Raw genomic sequence first — 21,229 nt, 5'->3', positions numbered from 1 at the left:
TAAAGACCTGCTCACCACGTCTTGAAGCCAAAATTCTCTCAAATAATTACTGAATTATATACAGCCTCTACCACGTCCCTGGAGAGGATTTTGCGAGCATGTTCTCCCTCAATTTTACCCTTTAATGAGTGACCTGGGTTTTCACCAGCTCTAAGTTCAATTTGCTTTAGTCTTCCTTCCCTTATTACGTGTAATTTTACGTAATCCTTGACTTCTAGGGGCTTGGATATACCGTCTACACCCACGATCTGATCCTCGGGCATAAGACCAGCTAAATCTGCCGGGGAATTCTCTTCAACAAACTTAACTCTCTGATTATCTAAAGACAGACCGTAGTACTTTTTACCTTTATCAACAAACTGCAGGTCTATTATCCTCCCTATAGCCTCTACTATTTGGTAAGCTGGTTTATTTGCCAATTCTAACTCATGAAACCCTAACCTCTCCAGTGTTTTTTCCACATCTCTGAATGTATACCTTTCAGGCAACGTCTTAAACAGCTCATCTATCCTGTTTCCCCTTTCAGCTAAACGTAAATCAACGTAGAATCCTAGAGCCAGTCCACCATCATAATACGAAATAGATGCATTTAGGAAATTCTCATCTTGTTTATAATACTTTATCCAGGCTGTTTTAGACGCTTCAGATAAACTCACCCTTTTTGCACCAGGAAATGTGAGATTATGCAGAGATTGTAGTATTCTCCTGAATATCTCCTCAGGAGTGTTTAGACCAGCCCTGAGACATATGAGGTGTGCCATATAGTCTGTAAATCCCTCCGCAAACCATAACAAATCTGTGTAAACTTCAGTTTCGTAGTTGTGGTTTAGGTCTTTAGGAACCAATTTCTTCACATTAAGCCTATGGAAATACTCATGGGCGAACAGAATAGAAAGATCCTTCTTGTCCCACGATACTACTATTCCTGTGGACTTCTTGTGTTCAATACCACCAAAATTTCTATCACTCCTCCTAAAGTGGAAAATATACTTATCCTTAGGTTGAATCACCTTATCAGCTTCACTAACTATTTTGCCCAACATGGCTAAATCCACATCGTCTATAGTGGAAACATAATGTCCTTCATCTACCTGAAGAACCTTGAGTTCTGGTGATGCCTCAATCGGCGAATCTGCAAACTCATGGTAGTTGTCCGCACAATAATAACCGTTTTCTTCCTGGAGAGTCGTGGCAACTTTCCAGTTGGTTTCAATCTTCACACAGTACTTTTCATAAATGTTCTGGAATGGAAAGACCGCTGGCGGATTTATGAATAGATAATCATTTGTGGATATTGCCTCCCTCTGATCCCTGCTTGAGGCATACACTAGGTACTTGAAATTCTCCTTCACATAAAACTTGTTCTTAGTTATCCTAAAACCTTCAATCTCAACCACGTTTCTTTCCAGCTCCCTTATAACATAAGAACCAGGAACATAAGTAGGGAAAATTACCACACCCTCTTTTCCTTGGGCTATAACTTCTATATATCTATTCCTTGGTTTTACAATAAACTTCATAAAATATATAAGGCTAGGGAGCTCCTTTAAACTTTTTCACTAGCCCTCCACTTTACTTGTCATCTTTGGACTCTACGTAATTGGATTACACAACGAGAATACCAGTCAATTATCTTTGAAGCGTATGATACTAACATATAGTTATCCCATAGGCACCACTAGATTAGAAACGTTTTCACGCCTTAGATCCCTCTTTTACCTCAACAGTAAAAACAGGATCAATATTGGATATATTGTTATTAGAGCTAAACCTTCACTTATCTTGATGTTCTTGTCCCTAATAATCATGAGTAATGATAAAACCGAAAGGGGGATTAGTATGATGTCCAGGTGGTTTGAGACCAGGTTCACTGTAGTGTAGAACCCAGGAATACTCAACATTAATGTTAGGTTCTCCAGTTTTCCTCCCATAAAGTTAGTGATTACAGTATCGACATTCGAAGCTGAGTTATACAATAGACTTAATGCTAAAAATCCGTCTCCAAGTTCTGACGCAATAGGAACCAAAATTGACGCCAGGACAACAGTGGGTATATTTAAAACTGTAGACAGAGAAACTAATGAACTCACAAAGAAGTTTGATATCATAAAAAGCATCATAGCCCCTATACTTAAGAGGAGAATTGTTTTCCTTACGTTAAACTCACGTCTCACATATACTCTTCTCCCCCTATACCTCCTATAAACGTAATATACATAAGGTATCAAAAGCAGGATTGACGCATAATAATTCACACTTCTGAATACCAACAGAACTAGGGTAAACGTTACCAATGCTATAAGTAACGATGTGTACTCGCTGGAGATATCCCCGCCTATTTGAATAGTTTTAGACTTGTATCTAAAGTAGTAGACGACCGAGATCAACCCTATACCAAACGTAAATATGAATAAGAGGCTTCCCGTTATGGAACCTACAGCTACTTCATTTGCACCAGACAGGACAGCTTCCGTTATTATGATTGTTTCAGGCAGACTGTTTATTAACCCAAGTATTAGTCCACCGGTCAATCCACTATCTAATTTCTTCTCAATTTCCATGGTAGCCTTTGCTAGCAGTGTGGAAGTTAAACCAATTGAAACTATCCAAAACAGAACTTGTAATATAGGTATAAACCATACGTCCAACTTATTATAATATTCTCCTTACTATCTTATAAGCTATTGTTCTAATATAAAAATTATTTTTGAATTAATTAAAATCAAATTAATAACCGATTATTACAATACTCAATTCAAATACCTACAAATATTACTTTAAGGCAGTCCTAGTTTAAATAGAAGTGAAATTCCACCAGTTAAAATACCACAAGCGAGGTTACTCCAATTCCCTGGCAGATAACATAGATTTATCCACATAGTGGAATATTTTACCTGAGCCGTGAAGTAATAGGTTAGTCTTACGTAAATCCAGTCCAGATTGATTGGTAATGCCGTCCCTAACTTTACTTTTTAACACCTCGAATACGAATAGAGTGCATTCACCAACATCTATCTGATTATATATCCTGGTCTCATATATGGCTATAGCCTTAGCCATCCCAGGAACATTTATCTTCTCGCTCTCCACCAGCTCCACATTGAACTTCTTCACCTTATCTACATCCTTTCCGCTTACCGAACCTAGAGAGTAAGTGAGATCCAGTAGTTCTGGTCCAGGAACATTTATTGTAGCGTAAGGATGAAACTTTAAACACCTGTATGTGAAGGTCTCCTTGTATACTGATACACCTATTGTTTCTGGCTCTTCACTTATGGGCATATTCCAACTAGCTGGCATAAGATTTACTCTTCCGTCTTCACACAGAGTTCCTATAATAACAGTAGGTCTAGGGTGTACCAGTCTATAGAATTTTCCTCCATAATGTATAAAAGTCATCAAATAATAGAGCCTCAGTTACGGATTTAAAGCTGACTTTACACTGAGTGAATTAAAGGACTAAGATATTACAAGGTGGTGTCTAATGCATACAACCAATCTGGGTTAATTTACCCTGTCTCACGAGATCATAAGCTACCCTACTCAACTGATCAGCCTCCTCATTCTCTTCTCTTGGAACCCACTCCAACTCAGCGTTAAGTTGCCTTACTAGTTCCAAAGCCTTTTCATAAAGAGGCTTTATTCTCAACGATTTTACCTTGTACTCTCCCCTCAATTGTCTTATTACCAATTGAGAATCTCCCCTTATTTTTGGGTTACTCAACTTCAGTTCAATCATTTTACGCATCAGACAAATTATTCCAGTATATTCAGCTACATTGTTTGTGGAATCCTTTGAGAATGGCTTGGAGGCTAAACCATATCCTTTGACAGTATTTCCGTCCTCCAGAATAATCACAAAGCCATATGTTGCAATTCCTCCAGGATTTTTCGGTTCACATAAACCATCAAAGTATCCGATGTTCATAGGCTTAGAAAACTTACACGTATTTTATAAAACTTATCTTCCCTAAGCAAAGTGGGATAGGAAATAACTTATGATCTCTAAGACAGTTACGTTTGCCCTCTTATTCAAATAATACTTTGTAGAGGTTTTATTATTATTTTGAATTGCGTAATTAATTCACATGGATATTTACATTGGTACTTCGGGATGGAGTTACAGCTGGAATGAGGGAGGAAACTTGGACTGGTACTTCAGAAATACAGGTTTTAATGCCGTCGAGTTGAATATGAGCTTTTACAGGTTTCCCAGCCCTAAACTAGTGAACTCATGGAAAAAGTATAACCTGAGGTGGAGTGTAAAGGTAAATAGGATGATCACTCATGTGAACCGTATGAAAGACTCGGAATTGTGGAAAAAATTTGAGGAAATATTTTCAGGGTTAAACGTGGACTTCTATCTCTTTCAATTACCACAAAGTTTCAAATATAGCCCTGAAAACCTTGAGAGAATAAAGAAGTTTGAGGAAACAGTGGGAGAGAAAATGGCTGTTGAGTTTAGGGACCCTGAGTGGTACAAAAGAGATTTGGATTTAAACTGTGTAGTTGTCTCAATAGACTCTCCCATAGGTAGATACATTGAGATATCCCCTCAAGGTACTGTATATTTAAGAATGCATGGGGCAGATAATTGGTACCAGTATGACTATAGTGATGAAGAGTTAAGAGACATAGCAAAAGAAGTCTTAGCTCTACATCCCAAAAAGATTTATGTCTTCTTCAACAATGACCTCTGGATGTTAGAAAACGGACGAAAAATGATGGAGATATTGAAAAAAGAATGTGGTTGATCACCTTGCAACACTTTATCTGGAACTAGCCTTAGCCTCCTCTTGCTTAACAGTACCTTCCTCCTTGTCTAACCTCTCCAATAAGTAAACCCATGCTAGAAAACATGGGTCTACCTTATTCTGTTTTTCACTCATTTTGATACCCTCCTAAGGAAGTTTTTGACCCTCTCCCATGCATCCTCTGAGGCTTCCTTATTATACACCCTACCTCTGTCGTTAAAGAACGCATGATATGCTCCAGGGTATATCTTGAGCTCTAAATCCTTCTTGTATTTAATCATCGCAGAGATCAAGTCAGGTAGCCCAGCGTCTATTGGTGGATCTTCTCCTGCATAAAGTCCTAGAACAGCTCCCTTCAACTTCTGAATAGCTTCTAAAGGTTGCGGATTTCTACCATAAAATACTATGGCTCCGTCGAGGGGAACCTCAGTTGCTAACTGAAATGCTAGTCCTCCACCCATACAAAAGCCCATACTTACTATCTTGTTAAACCCTTGGGAGTGGAGATAGTCATAAGTCTTTACTAAATCTTTTATCATTTGCTCCTCAAATTTTGACCTGTTTAAAACTAGAGTTTCCACTACTCTTTTGCCCTTATCGTCAAGAGATGAGAGAACTTGTTGGTAAACATTAGGGTCTGACCTCTTTTCAGGGGGAATACTCCAGACTTTTGACATTACCCTTTCTATGTTTGACGGGGAAAGGATGTCTTCCTGCCTAGTGTATAATTGCGGTGCAAACGCTAGGTAGCCCTCATTTGCTAGTCTTACTGCTATATCCTTTATATTCTCATTCAATCCCCATATCTCATGGATTAAAATTACAGCCAGCTTTGGGCTTTCTGGTCTTGCTAAAAATGTTCTTAGTTTGGCTCCATCATACGATTCAAAAAATATTTCCTTACTTTCAACCATAAAGTATCATTACTATTAATGGATTTAAAAATTAATCTATGGAATTTATTACCTTATTTAGGGTTAAATGCTTCCCAACAATACGCTGTGAAGATGTAATTGAAAGTAATAATTTACGGTCAGTTTTGTATATTATATACAGAACCACCCACTAGAGTAGATATAGTTTGAGAGGAGACCAATTCAATTTTCATAAATTTTCAAAGATTGCTTATATCTATGTAATTATGCTTAAATATTAGGATAGAAGTATAAGTCTAAATACAAAAATTTAAATATTAGGAGACAAAGTATATACTTGAGCGAGGTAAAATGATTGGTAGGATAATAAAGGCTGTTGGTGGACAAGAGTCTAAAGTAAAATCCAGTGACTGGAAAGTGGATCTAGCAGTAATTCTGGGAGCAATAGCTGTTATGGGAGTGGCATTAGCGATATTGGCTATATTTGCACCTGAAATAGCACCATATTATCAACAGTTCCCTCCATCTTACGCACCTTAAAAATCAGTTACCCATTTTCAGTTTCTACGTCAAATTTCTTTTTTGATTTAGCACCACGTCGTAAAACTAACGACTAGCAAAAATCTCTTATTTTATCCAAATAATCCTCCACTCTCCTGTCTTTTGCTTCACTCCTCAAATAACCCTCATCGAGAATGTCCCTCTGAGAGCAATAAACAAGTACCGCCTTATTTCTGTCCTCTGTACTTGACCAGTATTTCCACGCCTCCAAGTACGTGAGAATAACTTCTTCAGGTGGAAGAATATATACATGGTAGGAATCTACATAGATTTTCATAGGAGGTTTCTTCCTATCGTAAGTATTACCTACAATGTCTATACCTTTCTCCGATATCTCTCTAATTTTAGGAAGATATATTCTCAAGCCGAGGTCAGAGATAGAACGTAAAAGGTCTCTAACGATACCTTCTGCTCTTCCTTCTACCAATATATCTACGTCTCCTGTTCTATAACTCCTCCCTGAATATATTTCAGACGCAAACCCACCTACAATGATTATTCTTCCTAACTCCTTCTGTTCAATCAGAGTATTTAATATTGCTAAAAATTTTAGAAATCTATCAGTTTCATTTCCTCTTAGCTCATTTATTCTTGAAAGAAGTTCCCTAAGCAACCACTCCTGTAATATATAACATCACCGACTACTTTCCAACATTCCAATCTCTTCATCAATTCCATGTTTTCTTTAGCTAGTTCAGCCAGTCTTTTTAGATCAGCCTCACTCATTTTACTCTTCCTGTATCTCTCTCTATCCTCTAAGATCTTTATTATTACTCTGGAATCCACAATTCAATTTTAAGTCTTCCTCTAATTAAACTTGACTTATGTTTTAAGTCACATGTTACCTCAATTGAACTCATGAAGGCAAACTACCACTCCCATAATTTACAATGTTTAAACTACTCCTCCCTTCACTCACTTAACATATAAACATGTCTGCTTATATTCCTGAGATTTAACAATAGTTTATGCCAGAAAGTAAATTAAATAGTCCTTTAAGATATCACGGTATATATAATGCACCGCATAGGGCTTTTTTGAGATCTGTAGGTCTTACAGATGGCGAAATAAACAAACCACTTGTTGCAGTGGCTACAGCCTGGAGTGAAGCTGGTCCATGTAACTTTCACACATTATCTTTAGCACATGTAGCTAAAGAAGGGGCAAAAGAAGGAGGACTAACACCACTAGCCTTTCCAACTATAGTTGTCAACGACAATATAGGTATGGGAACTGAGGGAATGAGATACAGCTTAGTTAGCAGGGATCTAATAGCTGACATGGTGGAGGCTCAATTTAACGCACATGCCTTCGATGCACTAATAGGTATTGGAGGTTGTGATAAGACAACTCCAGGAATCCTAATGGCTATGGCTAGGCTTAACGTTCCCTCAATTTATATTTATGGTGGATCAGCAGAGCCTGGCTTTTATCTCGGAAGGAGATTAACAATAGAGGACGTCCATGAAGCCATAGGTGCATTCATTGCAGGTAAAATAGATGAACATGAGTTATACGAAATAGAGAAGAGAGCCCATCCAACTGTAGGTACATGCTCAGGTATGTTTACGGCAAACACAATGGGCTCTATGTCTGAAGCACTAGGTATGGCTTTACCGGGAAGTGCCTCTCCGACAGCCACTTCTTCCAGAAGAATAATGTATGTCAGAGAGACTGGAAAGGCAGTGAGTAGACTACTTGAGAACGGAGTTAAATCAAGGGATATACTAACTTTTGAGGCGTTTGAAAATGCAATAGCAGTTCTTATGGCAATGGGAGGGTCAACAAACGCAGTGCTTCACTTACTCGCAATAGCTTATGAGGCTGGAGTGAAGCTAACATTAGATGATTTCAATAGGATCTCAAAGAGGACTCCTTACATAGGTAGTTTGAAACCTGGTGGAGACTACGTCATGGCAGATTTAGATGAAGTGGGCGGTGTGCCCCTTGTAATGAAGAAGTTATTAGATGCAGGATTGCTCAATGGAGACGTACTGACTGTTACTGGCAAAACAATGAAACAAAACCTCCAAGAGTACAGAATTCCAAATGTTCCACATAATCATATCGTAAAGGATGTCAAGAATCCCATAAAGCCAAGGGGAGGGATAGTCATACTTAAGGGAAGTCTAGCACCAGAGGGGGCTGTTATAAAAGTTGCAGCGACAAATGTTACAAAGTTTGAGGGCAAAGCTAAAGTTTACAACTCAGAGGAGCAAGCCTTCAAGGGTATTCAGAGTAATGAAGTAAAAGACGGAGAGGTCGTTGTCATAAGATATGAGGGACCAAAAGGTGGACCTGGTATGCCTGAAATGTTGAGAGTCACTGCTGCGATAGTTGGTGCCGGATTAAGTAATGTTGCCATGGTTACGGATGGTAGATTTTCAGGGGCTACCAGAGGACCTATGGTGGGTCATGTAGCTCCTGAAGCTATGGTAGGAGGACCAATAGCAATTGTGGAAGATGGTGATGTTATAGTAATAGATGTTGAAAACGAAAGACTTGATATAAAACTATCTGACGCTGAGATTAAAAGGAGGCTCAACAATTGGTCTCCACCAGAACCCAGGTATAAGTCTGGTTTACTGGCAAAATATGCGTCGTTGGTAGCTCAATCTTCCATGGGTGCTGTAACGAGACCTGTGATTAAGTGAATACTTTATACTTTATTGACGCTATGATTGTTCGGTATCAAGCGATTTTTTCCTTTATTTTTTAAAAGAAAGCTTATATACATGAAAATTATTTAAAAAGTGATGAATTTTAAATCCATTTGTTTAATAATTTTGTTAAGTGCCTTAATAATACCATATATTCCACAAAATATCTATTTTTTCCCTCATCGTAACACAACAGGAGCCACAATAAGCTCAGGTCTCTATGTGAATCCCTATCTCTACTATACATCTCCTCCAGCTCCTGCAGGCATTGCATCATTTGGACTTTATAACTACTCAGGTAATGTGACGCCATATGTAATAACTACAAACGAAATGTTAGGATATGTTAATATAACCTCATTATTAGCGTACAATAGGGAAGCACTAAGGTATGGAGTAGATCCCTACAGTGCGACTTTACAGTTCAACATAGTACTCTCTGTAAACACGAGCAATGGAGTATATGCGTACTGGCTACAGGATGTTGGACAGTTTCAAACAAACAAGAATTCCTTAACGTTTATTGATAATGTATGGAATTTGACAGGAAGTTTATCAACTTTAAGTTCAAGTGCAATAACAGGTAATGGGCAAGTTGCATCCGCAGGTGGTGGACAAACCTTCTATTATGATGTGGGACCGTCTTACACCTATTCCTTCCCACTCTCATATATATACATAATAAACATGAGCTACACCAGTAATGCAGTGTATGTATGGATAGGTTATGAGATTATACAAATAGGACAAACTGAATATGGTACCGTAAACTACTACGATAAGATAACAATATACCAGCCAAACATTATCTCTGCATCACTTATGATAAACGGAAACAATTACACTCCAAACGGTCTATATTACGATGCCGAATTAGTTTGGGGTGGCGGAGGAAACGGTGCACCAACATCATTTAACTCATTAAATTGTACATTAGGGCTATACTATATCAGTAATGGTAGCATAACTCCTGTTCCTTCACTGTACACTTTTGGCGCCGACACAGCCGAGGCTGCATATAACGTCTACACAACAATGAACAACGGAGTGCCTATAGCATATAATGGCATTGAGAATCTTACCATATTGACAAATAACTTCAGTGTTATACTAATTTAATTGTTGTCCAAGCCAAAAATAAGGAAGAGAAAAAAGGGAAATGTGCATTCATTTTTTACTTTTTCCCACTGTTCTTTACCTATTTCATTGTAGCTGGCTCATTACTCTCTATAAATCAATATGATTTAGGAAGATTCAATATATGATTTGCAATGTATGATAAGACTAAATTCTGAGAGACCGGTGCTACCTTGTAAAGCCTTGTCTCCCTCAACTTCCTCTCTATTCCAGTATCAACAGCATATCCATACCCTCCGTAGGTATCCATGGCAATGTTACCTGCCTCCCAAGCTATCTCAGTAGCCAGGTACTTAGAAATGTTAGCATAACTACCAATCAATTTGGAGTCTTTATCCTTATCAAAGTGCTCAATTCCATCATTGAAGTATGACTTTACTGCCTCTAACTCTGCATATACTTTAGCTATGGGAAACTGCACACCTTGATAACTTCCGATTGGTTTTCCAAATACAACTCTATTTCTAGCGTATTCAACAGCCTTATTTATGAACCACTCGGCATTACCTATCATTTCCGAAGCTATCATAAACCTCTCGGCATTAAGTAAATCAAGGAGATAATAGAAACCTCGATTCACTTCACCTATAACGTTTTCCGCAGGAACTTCAAGGTTGTTAAGAAATACTTCAAAGGCTGATGTATTTGACATGGTCTTAATTTCTTTCATATCAATATTGTCCCTACTCACCCTCAGATCTACGAGAAAGAGAGTTATCCCATCGGTCTTTCTCTCCACAACGTCATATGGTATTGTCCTAGCTACAACAATCATGAAATCACTATACTTTAACCTTGAAATGAATATCTTATGACCATTTATCACATAAGTCCTATCGTCCTTTTTCCGGGCAAGGGTTTTTATTCTTGTGCTATCTGAACCCACATCAGGCTCCGTTAGTGCCAATGACAGAACTTTTGCGCCCTTAACAATGCCTTCAAAATATTTTTCCCTGATCAACTTACCGGCGTGTTTAACTAGAAGGGTTGTATTATAATAGTGCCCGTGTATGAAATATGAGTTCCCTCCATTAACATTAACGTGATAAAGTATTTCACATGCTAATCTTAGACCCTTTCCGGCACCTCCATTTTCTTTAGGAATTAGAACTGATCCTAAGCCTAACTCACTGAACTCTTGAAGGAAATCTAATGGAAACTCCCTCTTCAAGTCCTTATCCAACCAATACCTTTCATCATATTTCTTCATAAGCTCGTTAACTGTGGAGAGAATCAGCTTTTCTTCCTCGTCCTGTACTCTTGCTAACATGAGTATTAAATTGTAGAAACAAAAATAAAGATACACATTATATCTTCAATGAGTTAAAGTGTCTCCTATAGAATAGAAAAAATTGTAGAAAAAATGATAAGTAAATCACAAAAGCTGTCTCCCATTACTCAGGTGAAGTGGTAACCCTAACAATATACACTATCTTTTAAATGTAAATACAAAAGTTTTTGTTGAACGTTGTGTTAATAGAATATATGAACAAAGCAGAATTACTTTTCGATGCCTATAAGAATAGGAAAGAAATAGAACCTTTCTCCCTAGAGAAGGAAGAAGGCTATCAGGTTTACAAAGACTTTTCGAAAATGTTAATTGATCATGAGGGACTTGTAGGATATAAAATAGCGCTTCAAGGAAAGGCTTTAGGAGTGATAACAAGACCTATGATAACATTTGATGAGGAAGTAGAACTATGGTTTAAGACCCATAAGTTAGAGGTTGAAATTATAGCACTTGTGAAGAAAGGTAAAGTGGAAAAGACTTACCTGGGACTTGAGATACCAGCAACTAGGTTTAACACATGGAATCTCCCTGAACACTATATAATTGCTGATGACGCATTCGCAGGAAGACTTTTCGTAGGGGAACAATTAGAACCACCTTTCGGAAACTTTAAACTCTTTATAAATGACAAGCTAGTAGGAGAGGGTGGTCCTGCCTATAATCCCTCAAGTGTAGTCAGACAAGATATGGAGGGTTATGTGTCTTTAGGTGTGTTCATTGGACCTCATGCTATAGGGAAAGGAGACAGAGTGAGGGTGGAGGGTAAGAAGACTATAAGTGTAAAGTTTGTGTAAAAAAGAAGGAAAAAATTTAAAATTTATGGGTAAAAGCATAGAAAGAAGATGAGAAATATTAATATTCTCCGTTTGAATGACTGGATTTTTTGAGGAAAATTTTTATAATACAGCGCATGTATACACTTTAAATTAACAAATTTAGTTATATAGGTTCTAAGTTAGGTTTAAAATAATCCTATGAATCTATTAATCCTATGAAGTTATCTTCTCTGCCCTACTTTGAGAAGTGGTTCATCCTTGGTGTGATACTCGGCATAATAGCAGGGTTGGCAGCTACTGCATTTTATCTACTACTTCATGTATTTGAGGGCTTATTCTTATATTCCCTAGTATCAATTTCCATTCCTAAACCATTAGGTGAAGGTGGTTCATTAAACTTTGTATTTAGCAGTGGAAGATATTACCTCATTCCCCTTTCGGTTGCTTTAGGCGGATTACTGTCTGGTTTAATTGTTTACACTTTTGCTCCTGAAGCTGAAGGTCACGGCACTGACGCTGCAATAAAGGCATATCATTATTATCAAGGTAAAATTAAGTGGATAGTTGTACCGGTAAAAATCATTGCTTCAGCAATAACAATAGGGTCAGGTGGAAGCGCAGGAAGGGAAGGACCTACTGCACAGTTTTCTGCAGGAGTCGGATCAATTATAGCCGATTTGTTAAAGCTATCACCCGAAGACAGAAGGAAAGCTGTAGCAGTGGGAATAGGTGCTGGTATAGGAACGATCTTCAAGACACCTATTGGTGGGGCAATTTTAGCTGCGGAAATACTCTATAAGAGAGATATAGAGCCTGAGGTCATTTACCCCACATTAATTGCCTCAGCAATAGGGTACACTATTTTCGGTTCCATCTTTGGTTTTGAACCAGTATTTGGATATTACACTGGTTCTTTCAATCCTTTAAGACTGCCTATGTACGCCATTTTAGGAGTGATCTCAGGATTACTGGCAATACTCTACGTAAAAACTTTTTACGGTATAAATTCGTTCTTTAAGAAATTAAAAACTAAAAATTATATTAAACCATTGATAGGTGGGCTAGTCTCAGGAGCCATTGCACTACTTGTGCCTGAGGTTATGGGTGTGGGATATGGTTGGATAAATTTAGTAGAATATGAAAAATTTTCTAGTTTCTACTCTCCTATACTTCCCTTTTTCGTTATTCTAGCATTAATTCCATTTCTAAAAATATTAGCAACCTCCTTCTCTATTGGTTCAGGAGCTAGTGGAGGAGTCTTCGCACCTGGTCTATTCATAGGCGCATTTATGGGAGCTGATGTGGGTTTAGTGTTCCATCTTCTATTTCCAACAATTGTCCCAGATATATCTCCCTTTGTGATCATAGGAATGATGAGCTTCTTCTCAGCAGCAGGAAAAGCACCCTTATCAGTGATAATAATGGTTACGGAAATGACGGGGAGTTTACAGTTATTGCCGGGAGCTATGATAGCAGTAGCAATATCCTATCTAATTTCGGGTAATTATACAATCTATCAAGCGCAAGTACCAACGAGAAGAGACTCCCCTGCACACTTACAAGAGTATGAAACCCCTCTTCTTACCCTTATCAAAGTAAGCTCTTGTCGTATTGAAGATGTGAAAGTAAAGGTATATACTAGCGTCAAGGAAGCTCTTAAAATAATGCGAGATAAAGACCTTTTGAGTTTACCTGTAGTTGACGATAATTCTAACTTTATAGGTATAGTATACATGAAAGATATTGAGGGAAGAACGTCGTCTGACCCTGTTATTAAATACGTGGTTAGGGGAACACCTTATGTAACACTTAACTCTTCGCTTGAAGAAGCATGGGAAATATTGAGTAGGTTAAAAAGCAGGTGGGTTCCAGTGGTTAATCATAATGTGTTCTTAGGGATAATTACTATCGATGACCTACTAAATGCTTACAAAGAAGAGATGAAGAGGGTAGGGAAAATTGGTGAGATTAACACTTAGAATACAGACTCCTTATGTATTGCCTGGAGTACCAGTTTCAATCTGATCAGTTTGCAAAACTATCTTTCTATCGCTAAGATTCTCTGGTTTGCTATTACTGACAACCTCACATGCCAGTATTGACTTGCTATATTTCCTAACGTGTTCTATGGCGTTCTTAACTAAGTTCTTAATGTCCTCGTCAGCCAAAGAATAGTAAGAGAACTTTCCCTCCCTTCTTACCTTAACTATACCACAATTCCTTAGGCAAGCCAGATGATGTGATATAAGGGATTGAGATTTGTTTAAAGTCCTACTTATTTCATCAACAGTTACCTCTTCTTTCTCCAGAAGAAACAACACAATACTTAGCCTAGTCTTATCTGATAATGCCGAGAAGAATGATTCTAATTCGCTTAAAATCGGTTCCATGATATTAGATTAAAAGCCCTATTAATTAGTCTTTTTATGAACACTTGTTCATATGAATAAATATTTATATATGTGAAAAGTTATAGTATATGTGATTTGAAGTGGTTAAGATAAGAATGAATAAAAATGAGTTAAAGTGCGAAAACTGTGGCATGGAATTAACAGAGGAACATATTTACACTAGGATGATTAAAGGGAAAGAGCATTACTTTTGCTGTGCAGACTGCTCAAATGAATTTGAAAGGAAATTTAATTTTTAATTTTTTAGTTTTGTTTTTTATCTTTAATCACGGGAAAACTATAAAGAAGATAGGTGAGAAAAGTGTATGACCTAGCAATAATAGGTTATGGTGCCGCAGGCTTCTCAGCACTGATAAGGGCAAACGAACTGGGAATAAAACCAGTAATAATAGGCTATGGGGAAATTGGAGGTACTTGTGTGAACGTTGGCTGCGTACCTTCTAAGAGATTGTTAAGTATTGGTGAAACTTATAAGTACGCCTCAATAGCCTTAAATCAAAAGACTACGCCAAACTTTGAGAAGTCATTCGAAGATAAGTCAGAAATAGTCTCGTCTCTCAGAAAGGAGAAATATGAGGATGTATTAAACAGTTACGATGCAAAAGTGATCAAAGGCAGGGCTCACTTTATTTCGCCTAACGCCATTAAAGTTAATGGGGAAATTGTGGAGGCTAAAAAATTCATCATAGCAACTGGTTCATCACCATCTATTCCTGATATTAAGGGTTTGAGAGAAGCTGGTTATTGGACTAATGTCGAAGCCCTATCCCCTACAAGGAGGATTTCTTCATTGGCAATAATAGGGGGAAGGGCATTGGCACTTGAATTCTCACAAATGTATAAAAGATTAGGCGTAGACACTGTCATCCTCCAGAGGAGTAATAGAATTTTACCTAACTGGGAACCAGAGATCTCCCTGTCGGTCAAAAGTTACCTGGAAAATATGGAGGAGATACCCGTTTTTACTCAGGTTAAAGTAAAAGAAGTGGAGACTAAGAATGACCAGAAGGTCATTATAACGGATATGGGTGAAGTAGAGGTGGATGAGATACTTGTTGCAACGGGAAGGAGACCCAATGTAGACTTAAATTTGAATGTCGCAGGGGTCAGTTTAAACGAAAAGGGAGGAGTAAAGGTTGATGAAGAGTTGAGAACTACGAATCCAAACATCTTTGCCGCTGGTGATGTGATAGGTGAGCAGATGTTAGAATCCGTCGCAGGGAAGGAGGGTTTTATAGCTGTAGATAATGCGATACTGAACTCCCATAAAAAAATTGATAAGCTAAGTATTCCACAAGTGGTCTTCATTGATCCTAATGTATCTAGAGTTGGTTTAACTCAGGTTGAGGCAGAGTCCTCAGGATATACTGTGGATTACAGGGTAGTTAACATGGAAAGTGTTCCTAAAGCCAGGATATTAAGAGAGAGTCATGGTTTAATTAAGATGGTAGTTAACAGGGAAGATATGAGAATTCTAGGTGCGGAAATATTTGGTAAGAACTCGGCTGAGATAATTAATGAAGCAGCCCTTGCAATTAAGTTTAGGGCTACTATATATGATATAATCGATACTATTCACGTATTCCCTACAATGTCAGAGAGCTTAAAAATCGCCGCAATAGCATTTGAGAGAGACGTAAAGAGAATGAGTTGTTGTGTAGACTAGTCTTAGCTTACAAGCAGAATTCTCCCCTCTCGTTAATATCAAAGGAGAAATAAAACCCACAGTATGAGAAAAACCACGCCATTTGGGGGGGAAGTCAGTCAATAAGTAATAAGTAAAAAATTAAATACTTGGGATTGTTCCTCCATATTTTAACTCTCCACTTTGCAATAGCTGGTTTATAGGCTGGGGTAGTGAGGTGGAGTTGTTGTAAAATAGTACTGCCGGGTACACTGGAGTCACACCAAACTGCGATAACTCGCTCTCATGGGACAGAATAAACTGGATGAACTGATATGCTGCATTGGGATTGGTTGAGGTGAGTGGTACAGTGATGTACAAGTACACAGGATTTCCGTGAATAGTGAGAGTTTTTCCTGATACTGTAATGTTATAGGAAAATTGACTATACCACTGCGTCTCATTAGGATAATAACCGAAACTCAGCCAAGGAGGTAGTTTTAAATAGTCCAGCTTCTGAGAAACAGCATAGGATACATAGGAGAACGTGAAGTCCAGCTCTCCTGCTTTTAGCGGAGATACGAAAGCGGCAGTTGTTGTAGCGCTCTTCACATTTGGATTAGCCTTTACCAGATCGGTGAAGTAGCTACTGTTGTGGTTAGCATATAGGTAACCAGCCATGTTTAAAATCAAGTAAGCATATAGCCCCTCAGGATCAGTATTTGGATTAGCTATTCCCAAACTGAACTTAGTTGAAAGTAGATAGAAGAAGTTATACCAGTACTGTGTTTGATTGGTTTTCATAGCCATAGTGTAGTTGGAATAGAGCTGATTCCAGTATGGAGCACTTTCAGTGTAATTTGAGTAGACTATGGTCATCTGGTCTGATAGGAAAGCAATTGTCCAACCTGGGTTTTCAGATCCCTCAAGTGGAATAGCCTGTATGAATGCAACTGGCACAAAGACGTCTACAGGTGAACCCTGAGAGATTTGACTTGCCAAAGCAAATGACCCACCTGGATTAACGTGCGTTTGAATCCCTGTCTGATTTTGAAACTGACTCGCTAGATAGTTCAGTATTGCTGCGTAAGCTCCTGCGCCATATATAACTAAATTCCCACTTTGGCTAGTAGATGATGCTGAATTTGAAGAAGAGGAGGAAGTAGATGAACTGGAAGTAGGAGATGAAGAAGGTTTCTGGCTTAGAAAGTAGACTGCCACTCCTACAACTGCGATAACTATTATTACTACTATTACTATGGCTTGAACTCTAGTTATAGCTTTTTTATAGGACATATGTAGTATAGGAAATATTTACTTTTAAAAATTTTTCTAACTAATCATATTTACCTGAAACCATATATGTGACGTTTCTATAGCGCTATAACAGAACACAGTCTTTCAGACCTTAACCACTGCATTCCAAGAGCGAGTATGGAAGTCACACATCCTTTTGATGTTACTTCTTGTTGTGAGGTACATATTCAAAGTTGTTTTTACACTCCTTAAGGCTAGGCCACCTTAAGTCCTTTTGTGATACGATAGGGTTCTGTATTGGCCAGTTCACTCCTATATCTGGGTCGTCATATCTTATTCCTGCCTCACTGGGAGGAGAAAAATCGTTTCCAGAGATGAAGTAAACAACATGAGAGTTCTCCAGAGCTTGAAAACCGTGAGCAAAACCTGGCGGTATCCACAACATCTTCCCTGGGACTAAGATCTCGCTAACAAACTTTCCATACCACGGTGATCCTCTTCTAATGTCTACAGCTACATCGTATATCTTACCATCGATCACTGTAACTAGTTTACCCTGTTCTTTGGGCTTTAGTTGGTAATGTAACCCCCTTATTACCCCTTTCTTAGAGTAAGAGTAGTTAACTTGGACTATACTATCGATGAAAATGAAGTTAGACCTCTTGAATAGCTCCATCAATAACCCCCTCTCATCTTCATATTTATCGGTCTCTATAACAAGAACATCAGGAATATCTTTCTCATTTATTCTGAACATCGTTTATCAACCTCCTTAATCCCTCCTCTAAGGACAGATTGACACTCACATATTTCTTAACAGTTGACGAGTCCAGGGAAGAGTCCTTGGGTCTTTTTGCCCTCCACGACATTTCTTCGTAACTAGCAGCTTCTATCAAGTTTTCATTTAGAGAGGACATTTTAGCAATTTTTAGGGCTAAGTCATATCTTGATATCCTATCCCCAGCAATATTCAAAATACCCGTTTTCCTTAAAGGTAACAGCTGTACTATAGCCTCAGCTAGTTGTTTAACATTAATAGGAGAGTAATACATATCCCAAACTGCCCTTACCTTACTCCCCTTCTCCAGTGACTTCAAGACATAAAGAGGAAAATTCTCCTTGTTACTCCCATAGATCCCAGAAGTCCTTATTACAAGTGAGTAGTCGTAAGATAAAGAATACGTCTCTCCAAGTAACTTAGTGAGCCCATAGTAATTCAAAGGGTTTGGTAAATCGTCTTCATTATAGTTCCCCCTGTTTCCGTCAAATACATAATCTGTAGATATTTGAACGAAGTATGACTTAGTTATTGAAGCCGCTCTTACCATGTGCTTCACAGCCAAAGAATTTACACTATGCGCATTGATTCTATCCACTTCGCACTTGTCCACATCTGTAATTGCAGATGTGTTTATGATAACTTCAGGTTTAGTCTTCATGATCAAGTCTTCTACCCTTATGTAGTCCCGTGTATCTAAGTAAATACCACCTTCAATTGGTCTTGAGCTAAAGGTGAGTATACTGTCCTTTATTAACTTTCCAAGTTCCTGACCTAGTTGTCCAGAGCCACCGATTATTAGAGTCACCATGACGTTTCCCTCAAAAAGTATTCATCATTTAAAAGTGGTCTCCACCACCACTCATTTTCCAGGTACCATTTAATTGTCTTGCTCAGTCCCTCCTTTAAGGGGGTAACTTTGTAACTCAATTTTGTGGAAACCATTGAGTATTTTTTGTCATGACCAGGTCTATCCTTAACAAATTTTATCTTAGGTTCCCTCCCCATTAACTCACCTATCATTTCGACAAGTTTTATATTAGTTGTCCTCTGACCCCCTGGTACATTGTAAATTTCACCTTTCTTTCCTGTTTCAACTAATTGAGCGATAACCTTTGCAGTGTCTTCAACATATATCCAATCCCTTTCCTGATCACCTTTACCGTAGATTGGTATTTCAAGTCCCAACAGTGTCCTGACAATGGTTTTGGGAATTAGCTTCTCGATGTGTTGTCTAGGTCCGTAATTGTTTGATGGTCTAATAATTATTGCATCAACTCCATAGGTACGAACATAAGCTAAAATGAACATGTCGGCGGAAGCTTTAGATGCAGAGTAAGGGGAAGAGGGTCTCAGCGGAAAATCCTCTGTAGCATTCTCCTGTTCTCCGTAAACTTCGTCAGTTGAGATTTGAACTAGGCGGGTATCATACCTTCTGCATATTTCTAACAAGTTTACTACTCCATAGACATTAGTGTCTAAGAATATATGGGCGTTATTTATTGACCTATCAACATGAGTCTCTGCTGAAAAATTTACAATAATTTTTATATCGTATTTCTTTACAGTATCCTCCAACTGACTGTAATTTCGTATATCTCCTTTGACAAATATATGGTCTACACCTATTAGGTTCTCTAACCTCCCTGCATATGTTAATAGATCAAAGATCACAGGTTTTTTCACTTCACGTGAAAAAGAAGAACCAATAAAACCAGCCCCACCAGTGACCATGATCAATTTAGCTCACCTATACCTCCACTAAAGAATTCTCACCTATAATGAATATCCTACCAGTTGGTAAATTCTCCTTCTTTAGGACTCTTGCCCCACTCCCAATTAATGATTGAGTTATGGATAGTCCCTTAATTTGAACATCGTCCATTATTAACGAGTTTGACACTTCTGAGTCCTCGATCACTACATTATCGCCAATGGATGTAAAGGGCAGTATGTGAGAACCCCTTATTTTACAGTTCTTCCCTACATACACTGGTCCTCTGATAACAGACTTCTCCACTACACTTCCCTCGTCTATTACCACTCTACCCTCCACTCTCGAGTCGACGACTTTGCCTTTATTCACAGTTTCCAGGTACCTGTCGAGTAAGATCATATTTGCCTCCAATAGATCATCGGGTGTTCCAGTGTCCTTCCACCACCCCTTGATGATTGAGTAGGACACCTCTTTACCTTCATTAATAAGTTCCTGAATTGCATCAGTTATCTCAAGTTCTCCTCTCCAACTCGGCTTTATCTTTTCAATTGCATGAAAAATTTCAGGGGTAAACGTATAAACACCTACAAGAGCTAAATCAGATATCCTCTCCTTAGGTTTCTCGACCAGTCTCACGACCTTATTGTCGTTGTTTATAACAGCTACACCAAAACGGTTAGGATTATCCACCCTTGCAAGGAGTATTGATGCTGAACTGTTGAAACTAACGAGTTTGTCTAACCCCTCAAGAACCACGTTATCGCCTAAATATACTATGAAATTATCGTCTTTTACAAAGTCTTTTACCTTGTAAATAGCATCAGCTAGACCTCTTGCCTCTCCCTGATATATATACGTAACCTTTATGCCGAATTTTGATCCATCACCATAATACTCGATCACCTTTTCTGGGTGGTTATTCCCAAGTATAATCCCAAAGTCTCTTATGCCTATATCCCTCAGTGATAAAACGCCCCATAAGGATATGGGTTTGCCGGCGATCTTGATGAGTTGCTTTGGTCCTGTGTGTGTTAAAGGTCTTAGTCTAGTCCCCTGACCGCCGTGAAGTATAATGGCTTTCATTACTAAAGAGTGTATTGGGTTTGTAAAAATTTTAATCTTATCCAACCCAAAATTCTCTTTTTGTGACAAAGATCCTATGTAAAAAAGGTTGTATCCAAAAATTAATATATTTTATACAGCTGGAGAATCCATAAATGAATATTTAAATTAATTAATTCAAAGACTAAAAACTTAGACTTTATCTTCTAGTTATTTTAAAAATTTTCGCAGATTCCCTGTTATATTATATGTCATCTCTGATAAGTTATTAGAGTATTCCCTTCTTTATACTTATACTTTTTAACGAATATCAAGTTTAAACGTGT

At 38.1% G+C, this 21,229-nt stretch carries 22 protein-coding genes; 8 read left to right on the top strand and 14 right to left on the bottom strand.

Going from position 1 to position 21,229, the window contains the following annotated elements; all coding sequences use genetic code 11:
- Window positions 1-38: 38 nt before the first annotated feature.
- The 4 genes from SACI_RS08235 to rnhA form a co-directional block, all read right to left on the bottom strand.
- Complete coding sequence (locus tag SACI_RS08235) at window positions 39-1,520, bottom strand: M61 family metallopeptidase (protein WP_011278532.1); 1,482 nt, start codon at window positions 1,518-1,520, stop codon at window positions 39-41.
- 195 nt (window positions 1,521-1,715) lie between these two features.
- Entirely contained in the window at window positions 1,716-2,648 is a 933-nt protein-coding gene (locus tag SACI_RS08230; protein ID WP_011278531.1) for a hypothetical protein, read from the bottom strand.
- Window positions 2,649-2,838: 190 nt separating this feature from the next.
- A complete protein-coding gene (locus tag SACI_RS08225) occupies window positions 2,839-3,399 on the bottom strand; it encodes a flavin reductase family protein (RefSeq protein ID WP_011278530.1) in 561 nt (186 codons plus the stop codon).
- 82 nt (window positions 3,400-3,481) lie between these two features.
- The gene (gene rnhA / locus SACI_RS08220) at window positions 3,482-3,928 is read right to left on the bottom strand and encodes a ribonuclease HI (RefSeq protein WP_011278529.1); all 447 of its coding nucleotides are present in this window, start codon (window positions 3,926-3,928) and stop codon (window positions 3,482-3,484) included.
- 160 nt (window positions 3,929-4,088) lie between these two features.
- On the opposite strand from rnhA, the gene SACI_RS08215 reads away from it, so the two are divergent.
- Complete coding sequence (locus SACI_RS08215; RefSeq protein ID WP_011278528.1) at window positions 4,089-4,754, top strand: DUF72 domain-containing protein; 666 nt, start codon at window positions 4,089-4,091, stop codon at window positions 4,752-4,754.
- Window positions 4,755-4,885: 131 nt separating this feature from the next.
- On the opposite strand, the gene SACI_RS08210 is transcribed toward SACI_RS08215, so the two are convergent.
- On the bottom strand, window positions 4,886-5,668 hold the full coding sequence (locus SACI_RS08210) for a dienelactone hydrolase family protein (protein ID WP_011278526.1): 783 nt from the start codon (window positions 5,666-5,668) through the stop codon (window positions 4,886-4,888).
- 312 nt (window positions 5,669-5,980) lie between these two features.
- Between SACI_RS08210 and SACI_RS08205 the strand changes: the two genes are divergently transcribed.
- Window positions 5,981-6,169: a hypothetical protein gene (locus SACI_RS08205; RefSeq protein ID WP_015385663.1), complete on the top strand. Its 189-nt coding sequence runs from the start codon at window positions 5,981-5,983 to the stop codon at window positions 6,167-6,169.
- 73 nt (window positions 6,170-6,242) lie between these two features.
- On the opposite strand, the gene SACI_RS08200 is transcribed toward SACI_RS08205, so the two are convergent.
- Window positions 6,243-6,803 (bottom strand): hypothetical protein, encoded by a 561-nt coding sequence (locus tag SACI_RS08200; protein WP_011278525.1) that lies wholly within the window; start codon window positions 6,801-6,803, stop codon window positions 6,243-6,245.
- A complete protein-coding gene (locus tag SACI_RS08195; RefSeq protein ID WP_011278524.1) occupies window positions 6,776-6,976 on the bottom strand; it encodes a hypothetical protein in 201 nt (66 codons plus the stop codon). Before SACI_RS08195 ends, SACI_RS08200 begins: the two co-directional genes overlap by 28 nt.
- 182 nt (window positions 6,977-7,158) lie before the next feature.
- Between SACI_RS08195 and ilvD the strand changes: the two genes are divergently transcribed.
- Complete coding sequence (gene ilvD, locus SACI_RS08190) at window positions 7,159-8,844, top strand: dihydroxy-acid dehydratase (protein WP_011278523.1); 1,686 nt, start codon at window positions 7,159-7,161, stop codon at window positions 8,842-8,844.
- A gap of 102 nt (window positions 8,845-8,946) precedes the next feature.
- Window positions 8,947-9,969, top strand: coding sequence for a thermopsin (thpS, locus tag SACI_RS08185; protein WP_015385662.1), 1,023 nt, complete (start codon window positions 8,947-8,949; stop codon window positions 9,967-9,969).
- A 115-nt stretch (window positions 9,970-10,084) separates the two neighbouring features.
- Here the strand turns inward: thpS and SACI_RS08180 are convergent, their stop codons facing one another.
- Entirely contained in the window at window positions 10,085-11,257 is a 1,173-nt protein-coding gene (locus SACI_RS08180; RefSeq protein WP_011278521.1) for an acyl-CoA dehydrogenase family protein, read from the bottom strand.
- A gap of 215 nt (window positions 11,258-11,472) precedes the next feature.
- On the opposite strand from SACI_RS08180, the gene SACI_RS08175 reads away from it, so the two are divergent.
- Together SACI_RS08175 and SACI_RS08170 are read left to right on the top strand one after the other, a co-directional pair.
- Window positions 11,473-12,072 (top strand): hypothetical protein, encoded by a 600-nt coding sequence (locus SACI_RS08175; RefSeq protein WP_011278520.1) that lies wholly within the window; start codon window positions 11,473-11,475, stop codon window positions 12,070-12,072.
- 197 nt (window positions 12,073-12,269) lie between these two features.
- A complete protein-coding gene (locus tag SACI_RS08170) occupies window positions 12,270-14,033 on the top strand; it encodes a chloride channel protein (protein ID WP_011278519.1) in 1,764 nt (587 codons plus the stop codon).
- Window positions 14,034-14,045: 12 nt separating this feature from the next.
- Here SACI_RS08170 and SACI_RS08165 read toward each other — a convergent pair whose 3' ends face one another.
- Entirely contained in the window at window positions 14,046-14,444 is a 399-nt protein-coding gene (locus SACI_RS08165) for an ArsR/SmtB family transcription factor (RefSeq protein WP_011278518.1), read from the bottom strand.
- 101 nt (window positions 14,445-14,545) lie between these two features.
- Here SACI_RS08165 and SACI_RS11700 point away from each other — a divergent pair, with 101 nt between their 5' ends.
- Both SACI_RS11700 and merA read left to right on the top strand, forming a co-directional pair.
- Entirely contained in the window at window positions 14,546-14,704 is a 159-nt protein-coding gene (locus tag SACI_RS11700) for a TRASH domain-containing protein (protein ID WP_011278517.1), read from the top strand.
- Window positions 14,705-14,766: 62 nt separating this feature from the next.
- On the top strand, window positions 14,767-16,131 hold the full coding sequence (merA, locus tag SACI_RS08160) for a mercury(II) reductase (protein WP_011278516.1): 1,365 nt from the start codon (window positions 14,767-14,769) through the stop codon (window positions 16,129-16,131).
- Between the two features lie 120 nt (window positions 16,132-16,251).
- Here merA and SACI_RS08155 read toward each other — a convergent pair whose 3' ends face one another.
- From SACI_RS08155 to SACI_RS08135, 5 genes are all read right to left on the bottom strand, one after another.
- Complete coding sequence (locus SACI_RS08155; RefSeq protein WP_011278515.1) at window positions 16,252-17,385, bottom strand: extracellular solute-binding protein; 1,134 nt, start codon at window positions 17,383-17,385, stop codon at window positions 16,252-16,254.
- 163 nt (window positions 17,386-17,548) lie between these two features.
- Window positions 17,549-18,103, bottom strand: a complete 555-nt coding sequence (gene rfbC / locus SACI_RS08150) for a dTDP-4-dehydrorhamnose 3,5-epimerase (RefSeq protein ID WP_011278514.1) — start codon at window positions 18,101-18,103, stop codon at window positions 17,549-17,551.
- Window positions 18,087-18,935 (bottom strand): SDR family oxidoreductase, encoded by an 849-nt coding sequence (locus SACI_RS08145; RefSeq protein ID WP_011278513.1) that lies wholly within the window; start codon window positions 18,933-18,935, stop codon window positions 18,087-18,089. The genes rfbC and SACI_RS08145 overlap by 17 nt, the downstream gene beginning before the upstream one ends.
- The gene (locus SACI_RS08140; protein WP_011278512.1) at window positions 18,929-19,858 is read right to left on the bottom strand and encodes a dTDP-glucose 4,6-dehydratase; all 930 of its coding nucleotides are present in this window, start codon (window positions 19,856-19,858) and stop codon (window positions 18,929-18,931) included. Before SACI_RS08140 ends, SACI_RS08145 begins: the two co-directional genes overlap by 7 nt.
- A 16-nt stretch (window positions 19,859-19,874) precedes the next feature.
- Complete coding sequence (locus tag SACI_RS08135) at window positions 19,875-20,924, bottom strand: glucose-1-phosphate thymidylyltransferase (RefSeq protein ID WP_015385660.1); 1,050 nt, start codon at window positions 20,922-20,924, stop codon at window positions 19,875-19,877.
- Window positions 20,925-21,229 lie beyond the last annotated feature (305 nt).

The sequence above is a fragment of the Sulfolobus acidocaldarius DSM 639 genome (assembly GCF_000012285.1).
GTDB classification, from domain to species: Archaea; Thermoproteota; Thermoprotei_A; order Sulfolobales; family Sulfolobaceae; genus Sulfolobus; species Sulfolobus acidocaldarius.
Note: the sequence above shows the minus strand (reverse complement) of the source record. Positions and strands in the feature narration are given on the sequence as shown.